Raw genomic sequence first — 21,072 nt, 5'->3', positions numbered from 1 at the left:
CGAGCCGATCGCAGTGGTGGCTCTGTCGTAAGCGTTCACGACGCGGGCGAAGCAACCGCCCGGTGCGGGTCGTGACCGCTCTCGCCGAGCAGGACCCGCCAGCGGTGGAGAACGTGGCGGCTCTGCACCGCTGACCGCACCACCGCACCGGGTGGGCGCACACCGGTGCGGCCGAGCGCACCGATCCGGTGCGGTGGAGACGCACCGAGCCCATCCGGTGCGCCTCCACTCAGCGCGGTGGTGCGCGCACCGGTGCGGTCGGTGCGCGGGAGTGAGCCTCCGCCAACCTGAAAATCGCTGGTCAGCAGGGCTGGTGTGACCGTGTTCCGGGGCGCTCGTGCTGGTCATGGGCGGGAGTCTGGGCTGTAGATCGTCCGTCAGCGGGCGGCTTGCCGGTTCCTGCTCACGGCGGGCCGACGGCCTTCTGCGATCCGGTGTACGGATCCCGAACTGCTGGAACGGATCACCGCGCGGCGTGCGGAACCGGACGAACTCGAAGAGCAGCTGGCCGAGCAGCCGGCGGGGGTCCGGGCCGAGCGCGACGAACTCACCGTCGCCGAGAAAGTTCTCGAGCGGATGAGCGAGCAGCCTGCCGAGGAGCGGACCTCGGCCGGGCCGACGCCCGGTCAGGCGGGCGGCCGGGCGGCCGGGCGGTGATGACGATCCCGCACCGCACGCCCGACGTGGAGGAGACGATGCTCCCGCCGGACTGCCAGCGCATCCTGGCCGTCGTGCGGGAGGCTGCTGGGCCGGTCACGGCTCGGCACGTCCGCGAGGTGCGGCCATCCGGTCCCGGTGGCGGATCCTGCCGCCCGGGAAGATCGCGGTGATCGTCCTGGCCGTACTGCGCCACGACCACCGCCTGGCCGACATGGCTGGCGGCAACAACATCTCCGAGTCTTGGTGACGGCAGTCTGCGGCGCATCGCGGGCAGCTTCCCAGGCGGGAGCAGCATCATGCCCAGCTGGTGGCTGTCGCGATAGTGGTTGATGAGCATGGCCTCGGCTCGTTCAGCGTCCTGGGCTGACTCGACAAGGATGGTCTCGACCGGGACTTGGGTGTATCGCCGCGCCCCCATCCGGCATATATTTCGATTATCGAGTGATCGCCCCTATCGTCGGTTCATCATGTCCGGTCACCCGTCGGGGGAACACATCGAGTGAACAGACGCACCAAGGCGCTCCGCTCTCTGGCCACCACCAGCGCGATCGCCGGGCTGATCACAACGACCGCCGTGGTCGACACGGCCAGTGCATCGGCGGCCGGTCCGACCGCATCGCGCTGGACGGCTGCGGCAGCGCAGCAGTTCTGGACCAACGAGCGTATGGCCGAGGCGAAGCCGTTTCCTGATGTCTCGGGGATGCCCTCGTCACCGCGTACTCTTTCCGGCCGCCTGAAGGGCGGACGCCTGACGAGCTCGCCCTTCGGCGGGTTGGCGATGATCGGGCGGATGTATATGCGACGCGGCAGCGGCTCCTACTTCTGCACAGCAAGCGTGATCAAGAGCCCGCACCACAACATCGTGCTGACCGCCGGACATTGCCTGGACGCCAAGACCAGGAGCAGTTCGATGGCTTTCGTGCCGCAGTGGACCGCGGCCAACCCGCGACCGCACGGAATCTTCCCTGTCCGCACCGACTCCGCAAACCGCAGCCGGATCTGGATCGATCAGCGCTACTACGACCGCGGGCATATCAAGGGCGCGCCATGGGATGTGGCGTTCGTCCAGGTCGATGCCCGCGACGACGGCCAACAGGTACAGGACGTCGTAGGCGGCAACACCCTGGCCACCAGGCGCGGTTACGCCTTTGCCCGTGTCAGGCTGGTCGGCTATCCGGGCGCGGATCGGCAACCATTGACCTGCACCAACTCCACGACCCGGTTCACACCCACGGACCACACGCCCGGGTCGTATCTCCGCATCGCCTGCAACGACTACAGGCCCGGTACCAGCGGCAGCCCCTTCCTGGCCAACTTCAATACGCGCACCGGGACGGGCGAGGTGGTGGGGAGCATAGGCGGCTGGAAGACGGGTGGGCCCACCGCCGACGTCTCCTACAGCCCGAACTTCGGCCCCGACGTCCAGCATCTGTACGACGCGGCGGTGGCCGGCTCCCCGCCGGCCCGGCCCCGCACACTGCCGGGCGCGCCACACTGAGGCGGAACGGGCATCCCCTCGGCCTCCGTGCCGTCCCGTGGGCTTGACCCACTTCGAAGGCCGCACCTGGAGAGGCTGGCACCACCAGGTCAGCCTCTTCTCCGTCGCACACGCTTTCTCTGCACTCTTGGACTTGATCCACTTTGACGGATATTCGAGATCAGGGGTTCTGCCCCGGGAGGATGTCCATCATGGAGAGCATGGGGAAGAAGAAGCCTCGCCCTCGTCGCTCGTTCACGCCGGAGTTCAAGCCCGAGATCGTCGAGCTGTGCCGAGGCGGTGACCGCTCGACCGGTCAGATCGCCGCTCTCGCACGGGCCGCCGGAGGGTGCGGCCCCACCTCTCGACCACGGACGCACACCCATGACCCGCCACGACGACCGCACCGCGACCAGGGCCACCGCCGAGGCGCCGTCGGACACCGTCATCGCCGTTGGCCAGCTGACACCAACGGGCTCAAGGCCTCGGCGGACTACGAAGCCCTGGACCAGGAACAGGTCGACCACATCTCAAGAAGGTGTCGGTCGCCGCTCTGGACCAGCACACCGCGCTGGCCCGCCTCGCGGTGGAGGAGACCGGACGGGACGTCTTCGAGGACAAGGCGGCTAAGAACATGTTCGCCTGCGAGCACGTCACCCACAGCATGGCTCCCATGAAGACAGTGGGCGTCATCGCCCGCAACGACATCGAGGACATTGGTGTGCGCGGTCACTCCTGCGCGACGCCGCCCTCGCCTCGGGAGCCCCCGAGCACTGCATCCAGTGGATCGAGGCTCCGTCCGTCGAGGCGACTGGCGCCCTGATGCGCCACCCGGGTGTGTCGCTGATACCCGCCACGGGCGGCAACGCGATGGTCAAGGCGGCTACTCGGCGGGCAAGCCCGTCCTGGGGGTCGGGGCCGGCAACGTCCCCGCGTGCGTCCACAGGAGCGCCAGGCTTCGCCGCGCCGTCAACGACCCGGTGCTGTCCAAGTCGTTCGACAACGGCATGATCTGCGCCTCCGAGCAGGCCGTCATCCTGGACGACGAGATCTACGACCCGGCGCTCGCCGAGTTCCGCACGCTGCACGCCGCGTGGCGACCGCCGAGGAGCAGGCGAAGCTGGGGACCTTCCTGTTCCCAGCGGACACCGCGGGTGCGGGTTGTGAGCCCAAGGTCAACGCCGCCGCTGTCGGGCAGAGCCCCTAGTGGGTCGCGGAGCACGCTGGTTTCCGGGTGCCCGCCGGCACCTCGCTCATCCTGGTCCAGACGGACCGGGTCGGCCCGGAGGAGTCGCTGACCAGGGAGAAGCTCTGCCCGGTGCTCACCGTGCTGCGCGCCCGCTCGGAGCAGCAGGGTTTCGACTGGCCGCCGACATGGGCGTCCAGGCGCCATGGGATCGGGTGCAAGACGGGCTACCGGTGGCGAGCGGAGAACGGTGGCCTGCAACCGGACTACCTTACGGAAGCCTCGCGTTCGGGCCGGTACCTGTCGCTGCTGGAGCGTCGGAGGTGGGCGATCTGTCCACGCTGAGCCCCGAGTTCCGCACTCGATGGGCCGCGCACGACGTCCGTATGCCCTCCCTCGGCCGGGAGGGCCGCAAGGCCCCACCGAGAGAAGAGGTCGCTGGAGCGGCGACGGGGCGCCGCCCTCCTCAGGTGGGGCGCCCCGCATCTGTTTCTCCGCCAGGTCAGCCGGCCGGTGTCAGGGCGACCTCGGCGCTGCCCGAGAGGGGCGGCAGGCCGGCCGGGGGTGTGTCGGTGTAGGTGGCGTTGAAGACCGCCTTGAGGTTGCCGGAACCGGAGTGGCCGCCGTCCACGAAGGTCTTGAACGAGCCGGAGCACCCGTTGCTCGTGGACAGCGGATGTCCGTGCGCGTCGTGGCCGAGGATGAACGAAACGCTCACCTTCGCGCAGTCCACCGGCTGGTCGTCGGTGACGGTGACCTGCCAGGTGACCGTGTCACCCCAGTGGAACGGCGTACCGCCGTGCGGGGCCGGGTCGGTGGTGAGGGAGACGACCGGCGCCTTGTTGCCGACCACGACCGGAACCGAGGCGGAGGCCGAGCGGCCGGTACTGTCGGTGACCTTCAGCGTGGCGTCGTAGACGCCGTTCTTGTCGAAGGTGTGCTTCGGGTTGGCTTCCCTGGAATCGACGGCGCCGTCGGCGTCGAAGTCCCAGGCGTAGCGCAGGGCGTCGCCGTCGGCGTCCTTGGTGCCGGCACCGGAGAACTCGACCGTCAGCGGGCTGGTGCCGTTGACCACGTCCGCGGCGACCTTGGGCTCGGGGGTGCGGTTGCCGCGCGTGAAGTCGATGCGGGAGAGCTGGGCCTCGGGCAGTTCCGCGAAGTACCCGGTGCCGTACTCCAGGACGTACAGCGCGCCGTCCGGGCCGAACTCGGCGTCGATCGGGCCGTCCGTGGTGATCGAGGGAATCGCGTCCTCGATCTTCTGGACCGCGTTGTTCTTGCCGAGGGTGATGGCCTTCATCTGGTCGCGGGTCCACTCGTAGAAGAGCGGCTTGCCGTCGAAGTACTGAGGCCAACGGTTGGCGGCCTTGTTGTGCTTGTCGTAGCGGTAGGCCGGGCCGCCCATGGGGCCGATGCCGCCCGTGCCGAGTTCGGGGAACTCGGCGGAGGCGCCGTAGCCGTAGACGATCTCCGCGTTCTCGACCGGGGGCAGTTCGCTGCGACCGGTGTTGTGGCGCGAGTCGTTGACCGGCTTCGAGCAGTTGAACGCGCCGCTCGAGGTCTGGGTGGCGAAGTCGTAGTCCTGGTACGGCTGGTCCCGGGTCACGCAGAACGGCCAGCCGTAGTTGGCGGGGCGGTCGATGACCATCCAGCGCCCCTGGCCGGCGGGCCCGCGGTTGGGGTTGGCCTGTTTGGCGTCGGGCGAGTAGTCGCCGACGTAGACCTCGCCGGTCTTGTCGTCCACTCCGAAGCGGAAGGGGTTGCGCAGGCCCATGGCGTAGATCTCGGGGCGGGTCTTCGCCGTGCCCGGGGCGAAGAGGTTGCCGTCGGGTATCGCGTAGCCGCCGTTGCGTTTGGCCTTGATGCGCAGGACCTTGCCGCGCAGGTCGTTGGTGTTGCCCGCGGTGCGCCGTGCGTCGTAGGCGGGGTTGCGGTCGGCGCGGTCGTCGAGCGGGGCGTAGCCGTCGGAGGAGAACGGGTTGGAGTCGTCGCCGGTCGACAGGAACAGGTTGCCCTTGTGATCGAAGTCGATCTTGCCGCCGACGTGGCAGCAGATGCCGCGGTCGGCCGGCACGTCGAGGATCTTCTGCTCGGTGCCGTAGTCGAGCTTGTTGCCCACGAGCTTGAAACGCGACAGCCGGGTGACGCCCTTGTACTTGGCGAAGTCCGCGGCCGTGCCGAACTGCGGTGCGTCCCCCTCGTTGACGCCCGGGGTGGCCGGGTCGTCCATGGGGGTGTCGAGGCGGGGCGAGTAATAGAGGTAGACCCAGTGGTTCTTGGCGAAGCTCGGGTCGACGGCGATGCCCTGCACGCCCTCTTCGTCGTGCTGGTAGAGCCCGGCGGGGCTCTTCTTCATGTCGGCGGCGATGAAGTTCACGCCGCTCTTGGGGTCGTGGATGCGGACCTCTCCGGTGCGCGCGGTGTGCAGCACGCGCCGGTCGGGCAGGACAGCCAGGGCCATGGGCTCGCCCGGGCGGTCGTTGAGGGTGACCTTCTGGAAGTCCGACGAAGTCGGCGGTGTGGGGTCCGACGGGTGGGCCTGGGCTGCGGGGAGGGGCAGCAGCCCGATGGCTCCGGCCAGGGCGGCCGTCCCGATGAAGGTGGCGATCCGTCTGTTACGCACTCAGAACTCCTTTGGTCTGGCCAGCGGGTGAAAAGCCAAGCGGAATAAGTGAGTTGGACGCTTAGCACCCCCGCCCGACCGTCAAGCTGGCGGGCGGGCACCACAAGTGACGTTAAGTCAGTTGCAGGCGCGCAGGGCCGCGAGGTTGTCGTAGCCGACCTTGGCGAACTCCAGGGACTGGCCGGGGGCGGTCGTGCTCGGCGCGTTGTCCTGCTCGACCATCGGGTTGTGGTAGTTCTTCGCGCCCACCCGGGTGAAGAACTTCCGGTAGTCGATGTCGCCCGTGCCGAACGGCACCATGTCGTAGCCCAGGCCGCTCTGGAGGTTGACCACGCCGTCCTTCGCGTGGAAGAGCGGGAAGCGGTTGGTGTTGCGGACCACGAGCGCGGCCGGGTCGAAGACCTTCTCACGCTGCGAGCCGTCGTGGGCGGTGTAGGTGTGGAACTTGTACTGGGCCACGTGTGCCCAGAAGACGTCCAGCTCCAGATAGACGTTCTTGCGGTCCGTCACGCTCAGGAAGTACTCCAGCTTCCGGATGCCGGAGCTGCGGGTGGGCTTGCCCTGGGCGTCGAGCGGACCGCCGTCGAGCAGGAAGTCGTAGGCCGCGTCGTGGTTGTGGGTGTAGAGCTTGATGCCCTCACGGCGGGCGATGCCGCCCAGGGTGTTCCACTTCTGAGCGGCGACGTCCCAGTCGGCCCGGTAGCGGGTGTTGGCGGGGTCGGCGCCAGTGCCCATGTGCTCCATGCCGAGGATGTTGGACATCTCCAGGAAGCGCTTGAAGGTGTCCAGGTCGGAGGTGGTCAGCGGCCAGGACGGCGGGATGTAGCCGTGGCTGCCCTGGGCCCGAAGCCCGTAGTCGTCGAGCCAGGAGCGCAGGAGCTTCGCGCCCTGGACGGTGCCCAGATCGGCGCCGCCCGGCGCGTTGGCGTGCTGGCCGTAACCGGCGAACTCCACCTGGCGGTAGCCGAAGCGCGACAGCTGCCGGAACACCTCGCGGAACCCGGAGGGCAGGTCGGAGGCCAGCGGGTCGCGGCCGATCGCGTCACGGACGGTGTAGAGGATGATGCCGCGCTTGTGCGGCGGGACCAGAGCGGAACGGCTGCGGTCGTTGCCGGCCGCTTCGGAGCTGCTCTGCGCCAAGGCGGGCGCGGCGCCGAAGACCGGAGCGGCGATCGACGCCGCGGAAACGGCCGTGCAGGTGCTGAGGAAGCGGCGGCGGCTGACGCCGAGGGTGCGGCGCAGGGCGTCGCCGGTGACGGCTTCGTCGTTGAACGCGGTCACAGTGGTTCTCTCTTTCGTTGTCGCGGTGCTGCGGGCGCCCGACGGCTGCCGCCTCAGGAGAGGCCGGCGAGCCGCAGGAGAAGGGACTTCACTTCGGTGGCCGCTACGCGGCCGGATACTGCGCGGGGGGTGGAGACCAGGACGAGCGGACCTTCTTCGTCGCTCGAGGGGCGGCGACCGTGGCTGCCGCGTATGGGTGAGGGGTCGAGGGGGACGACGGCGAGCCGGTAGCGCAGGCCGAGCTTCTTGCGGGCCACCGCATTGGCCGCCCTGAGCCGCACGTAGGGATCCTCGGGATCCATGAACAGCTCGACGGGGTCGTAGCCCGGTTTGCGGTGGATCTCGACGAGCTGGGCGAAGTCGGGGGCGCGGGCGTCGTCGAGCCAGTAGTAGTACGTGAACCAGGCGTCCGGTGCGGCGAGCGCGATCAGTTCCCCGGAGCGCGGGTGGTCGAGCCCGTTCGCCTTCTTGCCGTCGTCGTCGAGGATCTCGTCGATGCCCGGCAGGTCCGTCAGTGCCTCGCGGGTGGCTGCCAAGTCCTCGGGTCGGCGGACGTAGACGTGGGCGATCTGGTGGTCGGCGACGGCGAAGGCGCGGGACGCCATCGGGTCCAGGTACTCCATGCCGTCCTGGGTGTGGACCTCGAGAAGCCCGGCCCGCCGCAGGGCGCGGTTGACGTCGACCGGACGGCTCACGCGGGTGATGCCGTACTCGGACAGGGCTACGACCGAACGGCCCTCCGCGCGGGCGTCGTCGAGCAACGGGCCGATGACGGCGTCGAGTTCTGCGGCGGCGCGGTGGGAGCGGGCGTCGTCGGGGCCGTACCGCTGCAGGTCGTAGTCGAGATGCGGCAGGTAGCACAGGGCCAGGTCGGGCCGGCGGGTGCGCATGACGTGGCGGGTGACGTCGGCGATCCACTGGCTGGAGACGATGTCCGCGCCCGGTCCCCAGAAGTGGAAGAGCGGGAAGGTCCCGAACTTCTCGGTGAGTTCGTCGTGCAGGGCTGCCGGGCGGGTGTAGCAGTCGGGTTCCTTGCGGCCGTCGGAGTAGTAGATCGGACGGGGGGTGACGGTGAAGTCGGTGTCGGCGCCCATGGCGTACCACCAGCAGATGTTGGCGACCGTGTAGCCGGGGTGGGCGCGGCGGGCGGCGTCCCACAGCTTGTCTCCCGCGACCAGACCGTTGTGCTGCCGCCACAGCAGTACGTCTCCCAGCTCACGGAAGTACCAGCCGTTGCCGACGACGCCGTGCTCGGCGGGCAGCTCGCCGGTGAGGAAGGTGGACTGCGCGGTGCAGGTGACGGCCGGGAGCACGGTGGACAGGTTCGCCTGCGAACCGGACACCGCCAGCGCCTTGAGACGGGGCATGTCGTCCAGGAGACGGGGGGTGAGGCCGACCACGTCGAGGACCAGGAGCGGAGTGGGGCCGCTGCTCATGGCAGCTCCTTCAGGCCGAGGTCCGTCAACAGGTCGCGGGCCAGGGTGAGTTCGGCGGCGATGCCGTCGACGAGCTGGGTCCTGGTGCGGGGGCGCAGCTCGGGCGGGAGGGCCTGCCAGGTGTAGGTCTCGACCTCGAGATGACGGGTGCGCGGCTGCGCGCCTCCCACCAGCAGGGCGAGGGCCTCCTGGAGTACGTGCAGGGTGGAGGTGAGCGGTGGGGCGGGCGGGGCGTGCAGGGGGACGTGGAAGTGGGCGCGCCAGGGTGCGTCGTCGGGCAGGGCATCGCCGGCCAGGGCCTCGCCGAGGTCGTCGGTGCCGCGCAGTCCCCCGGGCGTCAGGGTGCGGGTCTGATGCAGGAAGCGCGGTTCGGCGAAGGCGGCGAGGGCGGTACGGACCTCGGGGAGGTGGGGGTGCTCGGCGTGCAGGGCTGCCGACAGCTGCGCCTTGGGGATGCCGACGCCGGCTGCCCCGAGCGCGGTCAGCGCCGTGGCCGGGTCCTCGAACGACGTGGCGAGGTGGCAGGTGTCGATGCACACGCCGATACGGTCGCCTGGCAGGGCGGCGAGCGCTCCGATCGCGTCCGCGGTTGTCTCCACCGTGCACCCGGGCTCCGGTTCGAGGGCGATGCGGATCGACTTGCCGGTCAGCTCCTCCAGCGCTTCGAGCCGCCCCGACAGGGTGGTCAGCGCCGCACCGGCGGTGGCGGCAGTGTGCTCGTCGAAGTCGGTGCGCCAGGCGAGCGGAAGTGTGGAGACGGTCCCCTCGGTGACGTCGTCCGGCAGGAGCGCCGTCAGGAGCCGGGCCAGGTCGGTGGTGTGCGCGAGGCGTTCTGGATCGGCCCAGTCGGGCTGGTAGACGCGGTACTTGACCTCCTGCGCGCCGAACCCCTCGTAGGGAAATCCGTTCAGAGTGACTACTTCGAGGCCGCGCCGGTCCAGCTCGGCGCGCAGTCCCCGCAGCGTCACCGGGTCGGTGATCAGCGCGCGTGCGGCGTCCTTGGCGAGCCACAGGCCAATGCCCAGGCGGTCGCGTCCCAGGCATCTGCGGACCGGTTCGCAGTGGTCGCGCAGCTGGGCGAGGACGCCGTCGAGGGTCTCGGCGGGGTGGACGTTGGTGCAGTAGGCGAGGTGGACGGTGGAGCCGTCGGGGTGGCGGAAGCGCATGCCCTACTGACCCCCGCGCAGGATGGAGTTGCCCTCGTGCAGGCCTTCCGCGTCGGGGACGTCGAGCTGGAGACGGCCGCTGAGTCCGTAGAAGGCGACCGGGTTGCGCCACAGCACCTGTTCGACGTCGTCCTCGCCCAAGCCGGCCGCGAGCATGGCGTCGGCGACCTTGCGGGTCTTGAGGGGATCGCTTCTCCCCCAGTCAGCCGCCGAGTTGACGAGGACTTTCTCCGTTCCGTAAGTCCTCAGGATCCCGACCACGCGGTCCTCGTCCATCTTGGTGTCCGGGTAGACGGAGAAGCCGAGCCAGCAGCCGTTGTCCTTCGCGTCTTTGACGGTCGTCTCGTTGAGGTGGTCGAGCAGCACCCGCTCCATGGGCAGGCTCGACTCGCGGACGACGTCCACGGTGCGGAGCAGACCGGCGAACTTGTCACGGTGGGGCGTGTGGACCAGGGCGGGCAGGCCGTGGTCGGCTGCGAGCTGGAGCTGGGCGGCGAGCGCGGTGTCCTCGGCCGGTGTCATGGAGTCGTAGCCGATCTCGCCGACGGCGACGACGCCGTCCTTGACGAGGTAGCGGGGCAGGGCGTCCAGGACCGGCGCGCACCGTGGGTCGTTGGCCTCTTTGGGGTTGAGGGCGATGGTGCAGTGGTGGGCGATGCCGTACTGGGCGGCGCGGAAAGGCTCCCAGCCGAGGAGGGCGTCGAAATAGTCGAAGAAGCTGGCCGGACAGGTGCGGGGCTGGCCCAGCCAGAAAGAGGGTTCGACGACGGCGCGCACACCGGCGGCGTACATGGCCTCGTAGTCGTCGGTGGTGCGGGACGTCATGTGGATGTGCGGGTCGAAGATGCGCATCACAGCTCCTTGGGCTCTTCGCCCGTAAGGGTCAGCAGGCGACCGAGGTCGTCGGGGAGGTCACGGCCGGCGGCCGTTCGCTCGGCGGCGAAGTCGGTGAGCATGCGGGCCAGTTCGTCGTCTCCGGCCGCCCGGTGCGCCAGGCCCGCGACCGCGTCGAGGGGGACGCCGGTGAACAGGCACTTCAGGACGGCATGCCGCCAGGCGTGCGGATCGAGGTGGGCGGCCGCGTACGGGCCGACGGCGGCGGCGATCAGCCGGGTGTCGTTGCTGCGCAGCGCGTCCTCGACGAGGTGCACGGCATGAGGCCCTGCGACCAGGGCGGGCAACGCCCGCAGCACGGGGCGGCGTTCGGCAGCGCTGCCGTGCCGGTAGAGCCGGGTCAGGGTTTCGAGCCCCGCCCGGGCCTCGATCAGCAGCAGAGTCCGGACGGCGTCCGCGTTGTCGTTGCCGCAGTGCCGCCCGGCGGCGGCGAACCGCAGTTCCCAGGTGTGGGCGAGGTACGGGGACGGGGTGGTCGGCGGGGCCTGGGCCGCGCGTGCCGCGTCGGTCAGCGCTTCATCGAACCAGGTGCGTGCGGTGTCTGCGAGAAGCGCCGCGGTGACGGTGTCACGGGTCCAGGGCGCGGATCGTGTCATGCTGCCGGCGCTCCCTTCGTAGTGGTGGCCGCCGCGGCCTGGAGGAACTCGAAGGAGGATCGGGCCAGTTCGGGTCCAGCGTGGGAGTGGCGGGGCAGTTCTACGACGGTCAGGCCCTGGTAGCCGGTGGCGGCGAGGGCCTCCAGCACGGGCGGGAAGTCGATCTCGCCGTCGCCGAAGGGCAGATGCTCGTGCACTCCGCGGCGCATGTCCTCGATCTGCACATGCCGCAGCCATGGTGCGGCGGCACGGACGCACTCACCGGGCGGCTCTGGTTCCAGGCACTGGCAGTGGCCGATGTCGAGGGTCAGGCCGAGCGGCTCCGGTTCGTCCAGCATCCGGCGGAGCCGGTGGAAGTCGGCGACGGTGGCGAGGAGATGGCCCGGTTCGGGTTCGATCGCCAGCGGCACGCCGACGGCGTCCGCGGCGTCGAGCACGGGCGCGAGCGCCTCCCTCAGGCGCTGCCACGCGGTGCCGTCGTCGGTGCCGGCAGGCGTGACGCCGCTGAAGCAGTGCACGGCGTGCGCTCCGAGTTCCGCGGCGACGTTGACCGCCGTGAGCAGCAGCCGGGTGCGGGCGGCACGCCCCTCGAGGTCCGCGTCGAGCAGCGAGGGGCCGTGCTTGCGGCGCGGCTCGAGGACGTAGCGGGCGCCGGTCTCGACGGTCGTGGTGAGGCCGAGGGCACCGAGCCGACGGGCGACCTGGGCGGTGCGGGCGGCGAGATCGGGGGCGAGTGGGTCGAGGTGCATGTGGTCGAGGGTGAGCCCGACGCCGTCGTAGCCGAGGTCGGCGAGCAGGCCGAGAGCGTCGTCGAGGCGGAGGTCGGTGAGGCCGTTGGTGCCGTAACCGAGGCGGAGTCGCTGTGGGCGGCTCATGTGACACTCACCTTCCGTGCCAGCGTGCGGGCCACGGGTACCAGCCCCAGCACGGCGAGGGCGCTGACGTTCGCTCCGGACCTGGCGGCGAGTGCGGCCTGGAGCGGGATCAGGGCGCGGATCCCGCCGCCGACGGCACGCTGGGTGAGGGGCGGGGACGGGTTGAGGGCGGCGTGCAGACAGGGAAGCGCGGTGGTGCGGACGTATGCGGCGGCCGTCATTGCCGGGAGGGGCCCAGTCGTCGCGGGTGTCCGTGCCAGCAACAGGCCGAGCGTGGTCGTCGCGCCGAGGGCGGCGAGGGAGGTGAGCGGGAAACCGCCGTGCGTCTCGTGCCGTGAGACGGCGGTGACGGCGTAGGTGTGGGCGGCCAGGGCGAGGGCGGGGGCCGTTGCGCGGAGGACGGCGTCGGAGGGTGGGGGGACCGGTCCTTGACGGGATCTCATGGTGGCCGCGGCGCCGAGTAGGAGGTCCAGGGCGCGGGCCGCGGCCATCGCCGCCGGGGCCGCACGGGTGTGCTTCAGTCGGAGGTCGTACGCCCAGACCGTGGCGGTCAGTGCCGACGCCGCCGCGAGTGCGGGGCGGCCCGCGCGGGCGGCGAAGGCGAGTCCTGCGGCGCTCAGGAGTCCGGCGGCGCCCAGGGCGGCCGTCGGGGTGATACGGCCGGACGGGACGGGCCGGTGGGGACGGTCGAGGGCGTCCTCGTCGCGGTCGGCCCAGTCGTTGAGCGCCATGCCGGCCTCGTAGAGGCAGAGCGAGGCGCCCACGGCGTACGCCGTGCACAGGTTGGGTCGCAGACCGATGGCCGCGGCTCCGGCGACGGCGTCGCCGGGCACGGTGAACAGCGCGGAGACGCGGAGCAGTTCGGCCCAGTCCCGCAACTGCGTCCTCGGTGCGGCGTTCGCGGGGCGCCGACCGCTCCTGGGCCGGGTGGGCTTCGGGGTGCGCGCCGGCGGTGCGAGGCGGGACAGGACGGAGCGGATCACCGCGCCCCCCGCAGTCGGTCGGCGAACGACAGCAGGGCGGTGAACTGCTCCGAGAGGCCCGACGGGCCCTCGTCGGGGTCCTTGAAGTAGAAGCCCAGTTCCGGGAGAGGGCCGGACAGGCCCGCCTCGTGGGCGCGGGCGACCAGCCTGGCCAGGTCCAGGACGAGCGGTGCGGCCAGGGCCGAGTCGCAGCCCTGCCAGATGGTCTGCAGGATCATGCGCGAGCCGAGGAAGCCCTCGAAGGCGACGTGGTCCCAGGCGGTCTTCCAGTCGCCGAGCGCCGGTACGTCGTCGATGTGTACCTCGCCCTGCGGTGTGTGCCCAAGGGTCTCGGTCAGGACGCGCTCCTTGCCGGCGTTCTTGGCCGCGGCCGCGGCCGGGTCGGCCAGCGCCGCGCCGTCGCCTCCGCCCAGCAGATTGGCGCCGGACCAGGCCCGTACGTCCAGGGCGCGTTGGACGAACATCGGGGCGAGCACGGACCGCAGCAGCGTCTGGCCGGTCTTGCCGTCACGGCCCGCGTGGGGAAGCCCGCCGGCTGCGGCGGCGTCCGTGAGGGCCGGGGTCCGCAGCCCGGTGGACGGCGTGAAGTTGACGTAGGGGCAGCCGGCTCGCAGGGCGGCGGCCGCATAGAGCGAGCTGGGCGGCAGTCGTACGGCCTCGGGCGCGGGCAGCGGCTCCGTGGAGGAGACGTTGACGACGACCGTCCGTGCCAGTGCGTTGCGCGTGCGGAAGGAGAGGAGATCGGCGGCGAAGTCGCTGATGAGTTCCTCGTCGCCGCGGGTGTCACCCGGGAGGGGGCCGCCGGGCCGTATCTCGTCGTCCGCGGCCTGCAGTTCGGCGTGCACGGCGGAGGCGAGCCCGTGCGGCAGGACGCCCGCGTCGGTGAGGTGTTCGGCCCGCTTGGGCAGCGGGCAGTGAGCGGTGTCGTGGCCGCCGAAGACGAGCGAGGACAGGGACGGCAGGCCGGTGCCGGCGAACGGTGGTGTCTCGGTGACCATGCCGGTCGGCGGATGCAGTCCGGCAGTGAGCGCTGCGCATCCGGCGACGGCGGTGGTGGCCACCGATCCGCGGGCTCCGACGAACCAGACTCCGGTGCGTGCGGTCTGCCCGCCGGCCCGGGGCTGCGATGCGTTCCCGTCGTTGTTCACGGGTGCCTCCCTGCCATGTCGATGTTCCGATGCGGTTGGAGGACGGTGGGCGGGAGCGGGGCTGACTTCCCCGCCCACCGTCGGCATAGGGCGGACTCTGGCCGCGGCCCAGGAGGACGGCTTCGTGGTCGGCGCGGTTACGGCGAACGAGTCGGCGGCGAGAACGTCGCCGGTGAGAAGCGCGGGATCCTTGGCGGCGGTTGGCCTTGTGCTGTGCACAGACGTCCTCCGTCGTCCGGTCGGACGAGCGGTGGGCTGTGCAACCGGTGGGGTGTGCGCCGTCACTGTCGAACCACCGTGTGGCGGCGGTGCACGAGACGGGACCGTAGCCCGGTTTGTCCTCGACGGAAAGACCTTATGCAGAAGGAAGTCGAACTTTTTCCAGGCTCAGGACAAAGGCGTGTCCGGGCATCCCGGACCGGCCCGGCGGCCTTGCCGCCGCCGGGCCTCGGCCTGGCTCATTCCAGGGAGCGAGCTCCGTGTCGGGGTGCTTGGGGCCTGCCCTAGTTGTCGCCGCTTCCGAAGGCGGCGTCGAAGGACGCCGAGGGCGGGTCGAAGTCGAACCGCTTGAGATGGGCGAGTGCTTGCGGCGCACCCACGAGGCGGTCCATGCCGGCGTCCTCCCACTCCACGGAGATCGGACCGTCGTAGCCGATCGAACGCAGCATCCGGAACACGTCCTCCCAGGGGACGTCGCCGTGCCCGGCGGAGACGAAGTCCCAGCCGCGCCGCGGGTCGCCCCAGGGCAGATGGGAGCCGAGCCGGCCGTTGCGCCCGTCCAGCCGCTTGCGGGCCTCCTTGCAGTCGACGTGGTAGATCCGGTCCCGGAAGTCGTACAGGAAGCCGACCGGGTCCAGGTCCTGCCAGACGAAGTGGCTGGGGTCGAAGTTGAGCCCGAAGGCCGGCCGATTGTCCACCGCCGCCAGCGCGCGGTGGGTGGTCCAGTAGTCGTAGGCGATCTCGCTCGGATGGACCTCGTGGGCGAAGCGGACGCCCTCGGTGTCGAACACGTCCAGGATCGGGTTCCAGCGCTCGGCGAAGTCCTCGTAGCCGCGCTCGATCATTCGCTGCGGCACGGGCGGGAACATCGCCACCAGATGCCAGATCGACGATCCGGTGAAACCGACGACCGTGTCGACGCCGAAGGCGGCCGCGGCCCGCGCCGTGTCCTTGATGTCGGCCGCGGCCCGCTGCCGTACGCCCTCCGGGTCGCCGTCGCCCCAGATGCGGGCGGGCAGGATGCCCTGGTGTCGTTCGTCGATGGGGTTGTCGCAGACGGCCTGGCCGACGAGATGGTTGGAGATCGCCCAGCACTTCAGGCCGTACTTCTCCAGCAGTGCGTGCCGACCGGCCAGGTAGGACGGATCGGACAGTGCCTTGTCGACCTCGAAGTGGTCGCCCCAGCAAGCGAGTTCGAGTCCGTCGTAGCCGAACTCGGCGGCCAGTCGGCAGACCTCCTCCAGCGGCAGATCGGCCCACTGACCGGTGAACAGGGTGAACGGGCGTGGCATGGCGCCTCCGAGCGGGGTTCCTGCCGGATCTCTACCGGACTTCGGCCTGGACGGCCTGGACAGGGGTGTAGACGGAGTTCTTCTGCGCGCTCTCCTCCACCGCGGCGAGCACCTGCTGCACCTGCAGACCGTCGGCGAACGACGGCATCGGATCGGTGCCGGACGCGATGGCCTCCACCAGATCCCGGGCCTGGTGGACGAAGGTGTGCTCGTAGCCGAGCCCGTGGCCCGGCGGCCACCAGCCCTCCAGGTACGGGTGCTCGAGCTCGGTGACGACGATCCTGCGGAACCCCGCCGTGGCAGCGGGCTCCCCGTGGTCGTGGAGGGACAGCTCGTTGAGCCGCTCGAGGTCGAAGGCGAGCGAACCGAGCTCGCCGTTGAGCTCCAGCCTCAGGGCGTTCTTGCGCCCCGACGCCATCCGGGTCGCCTCGAACACGGCGAGCGTCCCCGAGGAGAACCGGCCGGTGAAGACGGCAGCGTCGTCGACTGTCACCGGACCGCGCCGGTTGCCGCCGGAAGCGGTCAAGCCGGAGGAGGCGCCGGCGGGGCGGGGGCGTTCCCTGACGAAGGTCTCCATCTGAGCGGAGACGCCGACCAGCGCCTCACCCGCCAGGTACTGGGCGAGGTCGACGACGTGCGCGCCGAGGTCGCCGAGCGCCCCCGACCCCGCGTGCTCCCGCTGCAACCGCCACGTCAGCGGAAAGTCGGGGTCGACCAGCCAGTCCTGGAGGTAGCTTACCCGCACGTGGCGCAGCGTGCCGAGCCTGCCGTCGGCGATCAGCCGGCGTGCGTAGGCCAGGGCGGGAACGCGGCGGTAGTTGAAGCCCACCATGGCCAACTGCCCGCGCGAGCGCGCCTCTTCGGCGGCCGCCACCATGGCCTCCGCCTCGCCGACCGAATTGGCGAGCGGCTTCTCGCACAGCACGTGCTTGCCCGCCTCCAGCGCCGCGATCGCGATCTCCGCATGGCTGTCGCCCGGTGTGCAGATGTCGACGAGTTGCACGTCGTCGCGGGCTACGAGGGCGCGCCAGTCGGTCTCCGCCGCCGCCCAGCCGTGCTTGTCGGCCGCCGCCCGCACGGCGTGCGCGTCGCGGCCGGCGATCGCGGCCAGCACCGGTCGCAGCGGCAGGTCGAACACGTGCCCTACGGTGCGCCACCCTTGTGAGTGCGCGGCGCCCATGAACGCGTAGCCGACCATGCCCACGCCGAGTGCCGGCGGTGCGGTTCGACTGTCCCTCTGTTCCATACGGATTCCTCCTCGTCGGAGTGTCACTGACTCATCGCTGTCTTCGCGAGGCCCGCGGCCCGTGCCGGTCAGATGAATCCGGTCGGCAGGTACTGGTCGACGTTGTCCTTGGTGACCACGGCCGAATAGAGCGTCAGCGAGGACGGGATCTCGAACTCGGCGAGGCCGCCGACGCCCTTGCCCTGGCCGAGCGCCCGGGCGAGGTCGATGGCGGAGGCGGCCATCGTCGGCGGGTACAGGACGGTCGCCTTGAGCACGCTGTTTCCGGCCTTGATGGCGTTCATCGCGGACTTGGCGCCCGCGCCGCCGACCATCAGGAAGTCATCGCGGCCGGCCTGGTCGATGGCGCGCAGCGCGCCCACGCCCTGGTCGTCGTCGTGGTTCCACAGTGCGTCGAACTGCGACTGGGCCTGGAGCAGTTGCGCCATCTTGGCCTGACCGGACTCGACCGTGAAGTCGGCCGCCTGGCGCGCCACCTTTCGGATGTTCGGGTAGTTCTTCAGGGCGTCGTCGAAGCCCTTGGTTCGCTGCTGGGTCAGTTCGAGGTTGTCGAGGCCGGCGAGTTCGACGACCTTGGCGTTCTTCTTGTCCTTGAGCTTTTCGCCGATGTAGCGGCCGGCGTTGAGGCCCATGCCGTAGTTGTCGCCGCCGATCCAGCAGCGGTACGCCTGCGGGGAGGCGAACACACGGTCCAGGTTCACGACGGGGATACCCGCCGCCATGGCCTGCAGGCCGACCTGGGTGAGCGCCTTGCCGTCCGCCGGCAGGATCACCAGGACGTCGACCTTCTTGTTGATCAGTGTCTGGATCTGGCCGATCTGCTGGGCGGTGTCGTTGGAACCCTCGGTGATCTGCAGCGTGACGTCCGAGTACTTCTTCGCACGCGACTTGGCGTTGGAGTTGATGGCGTTGAGCCAGCCGTGGTCGGCCTGCGGGCCGGCGAAGCCGATGGTGACGGCCTTGCCCGGCTTGTCGTCCGCGACCGGGGCGGCGTTGTCCGCGGCCTGTTCCTGGTCCTTGGACTCATTGCTGGTGCAGGCCGTCAGCAGCGCGCCGGCGGAAACGGCTGCGGTGCCGAACAGCAGTGCTCTGCGGCTGGTGGCGGGGGTTCTTGCCATGGCGGATCGACCCTTCGACTGGGCGGTGTGCGTCAGATGGAGGATGTGGGGGCGCCGGACGCCGATGTCAGGGGCCGCCGTCCGGCGGTGTGGGGCACGGCGTCAGGCGTCGCCGTGCGGCGAGCGGCGCTGGACCAGGACGGCGGCGACGATGATGGCGCCCTTCGCGATCTGCTGGACAGCGGTCTCGAGGTTGTTCAGGGCAAAGATGTTGGTGATCGTGGTGAAGACCAGGACACCGAGGACGGAGCCGACGACGGTGCCGCGGCCTCCGCTGAGCAGCGTGCCGCCGATGATCGCCGCGGCGATGGCATCCAGCTCGTAGAGGTTGCCGTTGGTGTTCTGGCCCGAGCCGGCGAGCACGATCAGCATGAACGCGGCGATACCGCAGCACAGTCCGGACAGCAGGTACAGGTACAGGCGCTGGCGGCGGACGTCGATGCCGGCCAGGCGGGCTGCTTCCGCGTTGCCGCCGACCGCGACGGTGCGGCGTCCGAAGGTGGTGCGGTTGAGCAGCAGCCAGCCGATGACGGTGACCGCGGCGAATATGAGAACAAGGGGCGGGATGCCAAGGACGTAGGCGTCCCTGGCACCCAGATCGAGCACCGATGCGACGCTCACGATCTGGGTGCTGCCGTCCGTGATCTGCAGCGCCAGGCCACGGGCGGAGGCGAGCATGGCCAGCGTCGCGATGAACGGCACCATCCTGCCGTAGGCGATCAGCAGACCGTTCACGAGACCGCAGCCCACACCGACGACCACGGCGGTGAAGAGGATGCCCGCGAAGCCGAACTCCTGCGTGGCCACGGTCGTCGCCCACACCGAGGCGAGCGCCACGATCGCGCCGACCGACAGGTCGATCCCGCCGCTGGTGATGACGAACGTCATGCCGACGGTGACGACGCCGATCACGGACGCCTGGGTGAGGATGAGCTGCAGGTTGCTCGTCGCCAGGAACTCGTCCGGTGCGGTGATCCCACCGACCGCGACGAGGACGGCGAGGACTCCGAGCAGGGACAGTGTGCGCACGTCCCACCGCACACCGAGTCGGCGGGAACTCTCCTGGTCCCCCGCGGACTCGGCGGCGGACATCGGCGCTTCCTTCTGCGCCGCAGCGGCCGGCTGCGTCATGGCGTCAGGCTCCCTTCCATCACAAGATCGAGTACACGGTGCTCGTCGAGCTCCCGGGCGTCTGCCGTGTGCACGACGCTGCCTTCACGGAGCACCAGCACCCGGTCGGCGAGCCCCAGGACCTCGGGCACCTCACTGGACACGAGAAGTACGGCCAGGCCCTCGTCGGCCAGCCGGCGAATCACTGCGTAGAGCTCCGCCCTGGCACCGATGTCGACACCCCTGGTCGGCTCGTCCAGCAACAGCACCTTGCAGCCCCGCAACAGCCAGCGTGCGAGCACCGCCTTCTGCTGGTTGCCGCCGGACAGCGTCCTGATGGCGGCATCGGGATTGTCCGGCCGAAGCGACAGTTCCCGAACCGCCTGGTGCGCCGCGGCTCGCTCGGCACGCCGGTCGATCCAGCCCGCGCGGGCGAACCGGGACAGGGTGGAGACCGACACGTTGCTGCTGACGGACTCCAGCATCAGCAGGCCCTGCGCCTTGCGTTCCTCGGGCGCGAGGCCGATGCCGGCGCGAACGGCGGCACGGACGCTGCCGGGGCGCAGAGGCGTGCCGTCGACGAGGACACGGCCGCCGTCAGGCTTGCGAGCCCCGTAGACCGTCTCCAGGATCTCGCTGCGCCCGGACCCGACGAGCCCGGCCAGACCGACGATCTCACCGGGCCGCAGCTCCAGATCGACGGGCGCGAACTCCCCTCGCCTGCTCAGCCCTTCGACCTTCAGCACCGGCTCCCTCCCCGCGGCGAACCCCGCCGCGGGACGCTCTGGGAAGACGTACTCCACATTCCGCCCGGTCATCAGGGCCACGACCTCATGGGTGGGTGTGGACTTGGCAGGCAGACCGCCCGCGACGGACCGACCCTCCTTGAGAACCGTGACCCGGTCGCCAATGCGCCGGATCTCCTCAAGACGGTGGGAGATGTAGATGACGGCGACGCCTTCAGCCGTCAGGTCGCCCACGGTCCTGAAAAGGTTGTCCACCTCTTCGGGGTCGAGCGCCGCCGACGGCTCGTCCATCACGATCAACCGAACCTCGTGGGACAGTGCGCGGGCCATCGAGACGATCTGCTGCTGCGCCGCGGACAGGTCGCCGACGAGCCGCGCGGGATCGATCTCCGAGTGCCCCAGACGTTTCAGCAGTGCCGCGGTCGCCGTACGGGCGGCGGAGCCGCGCACGACGAACCCGGCGGAGGTAGGTTCGTGCCCGAGGAAGACGTTCTCCGCGACGGACAGCCCCTCGATCAGGTCGAGTTCCTGGTAGATGGTGGCGATCCCGAGACGCATGGCGGTGATCGGCGACCCCAGGGCCACGGACTCGCCCTGCCAGGTGATCTCACCGCCGTCGGGCTGGTGGGCTCCGGCGAGCACTTTGATCAACGTGGACTTGCCGGCGCCGTTCTGGCCGAGGAGGCAATGGACTTCGCCGGCCTGGACGTCGAGGTCCACACCGTCCAGGGCGCGGACGCCCGGGAACGACTTGGTGATGCCGGACATGGTGAGCAGGGGTGGTCGTGGTGCCATGAAGGATCCCCTCGGCGGATGCGGGCCGTGAGCGGGCAGGCTGGACAGGGCGGTTCGGGTAGGTGGGCAGCGCTGGGGAGCCCCTGGCGTCGTGTGCGCCGGGGCGTACGGGGTGAGCGGCAGATGGCCTGGCGGCCATGCGACCAGGGCGCGGCAGCCGGACCCGGTCGCCGAAGCGTCGTGCGGTGGTACGGCGGTCTATGGGGTGCGGCGGCGCCCTG

The 21,072-nt window shown here is 70.4% G+C and carries 15 protein-coding genes and 1 pseudogene; 2 read left to right on the top strand and 14 right to left on the bottom strand.

Features of this window, described 5'->3' with window-relative positions:
• The first annotated feature begins 1,159 nt into the window (after nucleotides 1–1,159).
• Together C6376_RS39720 and C6376_RS39715 are read left to right on the top strand one after the other, a co-directional pair.
• Nucleotides 1,160–2,158, top strand: a complete 999-nt coding sequence (locus tag C6376_RS39720) for a serine protease (RefSeq protein WP_107447974.1) — start codon at nucleotides 1,160–1,162, stop codon at nucleotides 2,156–2,158.
• A 363-nt stretch (nucleotides 2,159–2,521) separates the two neighbouring features.
• Nucleotides 2,522–3,500: pseudogene (locus C6376_RS39715) on the top strand (aldehyde dehydrogenase family protein); the annotation flags it as partial.
• 325 nt (nucleotides 3,501–3,825) lie between these two features.
• On the opposite strand, the gene C6376_RS39705 reads toward C6376_RS39715, so the two are convergent.
• The 14 genes from C6376_RS39705 to C6376_RS39640 all read right to left on the bottom strand — a co-directional run bounded on the left by C6376_RS39705 (nucleotide 3,826) and on the right by C6376_RS39640 (nucleotide 20,851).
• Nucleotides 3,826–5,946, bottom strand: a complete 2,121-nt coding sequence (locus tag C6376_RS39705) for a PQQ-dependent sugar dehydrogenase (RefSeq protein ID WP_107447972.1) — start codon at nucleotides 5,944–5,946, stop codon at nucleotides 3,826–3,828.
• A gap of 117 nt (nucleotides 5,947–6,063) precedes the next feature.
• Nucleotides 6,064–7,227 carry a sugar phosphate isomerase/epimerase gene (locus C6376_RS39700; protein WP_107447970.1) on the bottom strand — a complete coding sequence of 388 codons (1,164 nt, stop codon included), beginning with the start codon at nucleotides 7,225–7,227 and terminating at the stop codon, nucleotides 6,064–6,066.
• 53 nt (nucleotides 7,228–7,280) lie between these two features.
• Complete coding sequence (locus tag C6376_RS39695; RefSeq protein ID WP_107447968.1) at nucleotides 7,281–8,663, bottom strand: nucleotide pyrophosphatase/phosphodiesterase family protein; 1,383 nt, start codon at nucleotides 8,661–8,663, stop codon at nucleotides 7,281–7,283.
• Nucleotides 8,660–9,829, bottom strand: a complete 1,170-nt coding sequence (gene eboE / locus C6376_RS39690) for a metabolite traffic protein EboE (RefSeq protein ID WP_107447966.1) — start codon at nucleotides 9,827–9,829, stop codon at nucleotides 8,660–8,662. The genes C6376_RS39695 and eboE overlap by 4 nt, the downstream gene beginning before the upstream one ends.
• A 3-nt stretch (nucleotides 9,830–9,832) precedes the next feature.
• Nucleotides 9,833–10,681 carry a TatD family hydrolase gene (locus C6376_RS39685; RefSeq protein WP_107447965.1) on the bottom strand — a complete coding sequence of 283 codons (849 nt, stop codon included), beginning with the start codon at nucleotides 10,679–10,681 and terminating at the stop codon, nucleotides 9,833–9,835.
• Nucleotides 10,681–11,319 (bottom strand): EboA domain-containing protein, encoded by a 639-nt coding sequence (locus C6376_RS39680; RefSeq protein WP_107447964.1) that lies wholly within the window; start codon nucleotides 11,317–11,319, stop codon nucleotides 10,681–10,683. Before C6376_RS39680 ends, C6376_RS39685 begins: the two co-directional genes overlap by 1 nt.
• Complete coding sequence (locus C6376_RS39675) at nucleotides 11,316–12,194, bottom strand: sugar phosphate isomerase/epimerase (RefSeq protein WP_107447962.1); 879 nt, start codon at nucleotides 12,192–12,194, stop codon at nucleotides 11,316–11,318. Before C6376_RS39675 ends, C6376_RS39680 begins: the two co-directional genes overlap by 4 nt.
• Entirely contained in the window at nucleotides 12,191–13,072 is an 882-nt protein-coding gene (locus C6376_RS39670) for an SCO3242 family prenyltransferase (protein WP_254076450.1), read from the bottom strand. Before C6376_RS39670 ends, C6376_RS39675 begins: the two co-directional genes overlap by 4 nt.
• Nucleotides 13,073–13,173: 101 nt before the next feature.
• Nucleotides 13,174–14,325 (bottom strand): inositol-3-phosphate synthase, encoded by a 1,152-nt coding sequence (locus tag C6376_RS39665; RefSeq protein ID WP_254076262.1) that lies wholly within the window; start codon nucleotides 14,323–14,325, stop codon nucleotides 13,174–13,176.
• A 503-nt stretch (nucleotides 14,326–14,828) separates the two neighbouring features.
• Nucleotides 14,829–15,836 carry a sugar phosphate isomerase/epimerase gene (locus C6376_RS39660; protein ID WP_107447958.1) on the bottom strand — a complete coding sequence of 336 codons (1,008 nt, stop codon included), beginning with the start codon at nucleotides 15,834–15,836 and terminating at the stop codon, nucleotides 14,829–14,831.
• Nucleotides 15,837–15,867: 31 nt separating this feature from the next.
• Complete coding sequence (locus C6376_RS39655) at nucleotides 15,868–17,082, bottom strand: Gfo/Idh/MocA family protein (protein WP_107447956.1); 1,215 nt, start codon at nucleotides 17,080–17,082, stop codon at nucleotides 15,868–15,870.
• Nucleotides 17,083–17,150: 68 nt separating this feature from the next.
• The gene (locus tag C6376_RS39650; RefSeq protein WP_107447954.1) at nucleotides 17,151–18,200 is read right to left on the bottom strand and encodes a substrate-binding domain-containing protein; all 1,050 of its coding nucleotides are present in this window, start codon (nucleotides 18,198–18,200) and stop codon (nucleotides 17,151–17,153) included.
• A gap of 102 nt (nucleotides 18,201–18,302) precedes the next feature.
• The gene (locus tag C6376_RS39645) at nucleotides 18,303–19,331 is read right to left on the bottom strand and encodes an ABC transporter permease (RefSeq protein ID WP_107447953.1); all 1,029 of its coding nucleotides are present in this window, start codon (nucleotides 19,329–19,331) and stop codon (nucleotides 18,303–18,305) included.
• Nucleotides 19,328–20,851 carry a sugar ABC transporter ATP-binding protein gene (locus C6376_RS39640; protein ID WP_107447951.1) on the bottom strand — a complete coding sequence of 508 codons (1,524 nt, stop codon included), beginning with the start codon at nucleotides 20,849–20,851 and terminating at the stop codon, nucleotides 19,328–19,330. The genes C6376_RS39645 and C6376_RS39640 overlap by 4 nt, the downstream gene beginning before the upstream one ends.
• Nucleotides 20,852–21,072: the final 221 nt, after the last annotated feature.

It is taken from the genome of Streptomyces sp. P3, assembly GCF_003032475.1.
Classification (GTDB): domain Bacteria; phylum Actinomycetota; class Actinomycetes; order Streptomycetales; family Streptomycetaceae; genus Streptomyces.
Note: the sequence above shows the minus strand (reverse complement) of the source record. Positions and strands in the feature narration are given on the sequence as shown.

What these genes read in the sequence shown, in the direction of transcription:
- C6376_RS39650 (WP_107447954.1), bottom strand. Translation starts at nt 18,200, where the DNA reads ATGGCAAGAACCCCCGCCACCAGCCGCAGAGCACTGCTGTTCGGCACC.
- eboE (WP_107447966.1), bottom strand. Translation starts at nt 9,829, where the DNA reads ATGCGCTTCCGCCACCCCGACGGCTCCACCGTCCACCTCGCCTACTGC.
- C6376_RS39675 (WP_107447962.1), bottom strand. Translation starts at nt 12,194, where the DNA reads ATGAGCCGCCCACAGCGACTCCGCCTCGGTTACGGCACCAACGGCCTC.
- C6376_RS39640 (WP_107447951.1), bottom strand. Translation starts at nt 20,851, where the DNA reads ATGGCACCACGACCACCCCTGCTCACCATGTCCGGCATCACCAAGTCG.
- C6376_RS39660 (WP_107447958.1), bottom strand. Translation starts at nt 15,836, where the DNA reads ATGCCACGCCCGTTCACCCTGTTCACCGGTCAGTGGGCCGATCTGCCG.
- C6376_RS39680 (WP_107447964.1), bottom strand. Translation starts at nt 11,319, where the DNA reads ATGACACGATCCGCGCCCTGGACCCGTGACACCGTCACCGCGGCGCTT.
- C6376_RS39695 (WP_107447968.1), bottom strand. Translation starts at nt 8,663, where the DNA reads ATGAGCAGCGGCCCCACTCCGCTCCTGGTCCTCGACGTGGTCGGCCTC.
- C6376_RS39685 (WP_107447965.1), bottom strand. Translation starts at nt 10,681, where the DNA reads ATGCGCATCTTCGACCCGCACATCCACATGACGTCCCGCACCACCGAC.
- C6376_RS39655 (WP_107447956.1), bottom strand. Translation starts at nt 17,082, where the DNA reads ATGGAACAGAGGGACAGTCGAACCGCACCGCCGGCACTCGGCGTGGGC.
- C6376_RS39645 (WP_107447953.1), bottom strand. Translation starts at nt 19,331, where the DNA reads ATGACGCAGCCGGCCGCTGCGGCGCAGAAGGAAGCGCCGATGTCCGCC.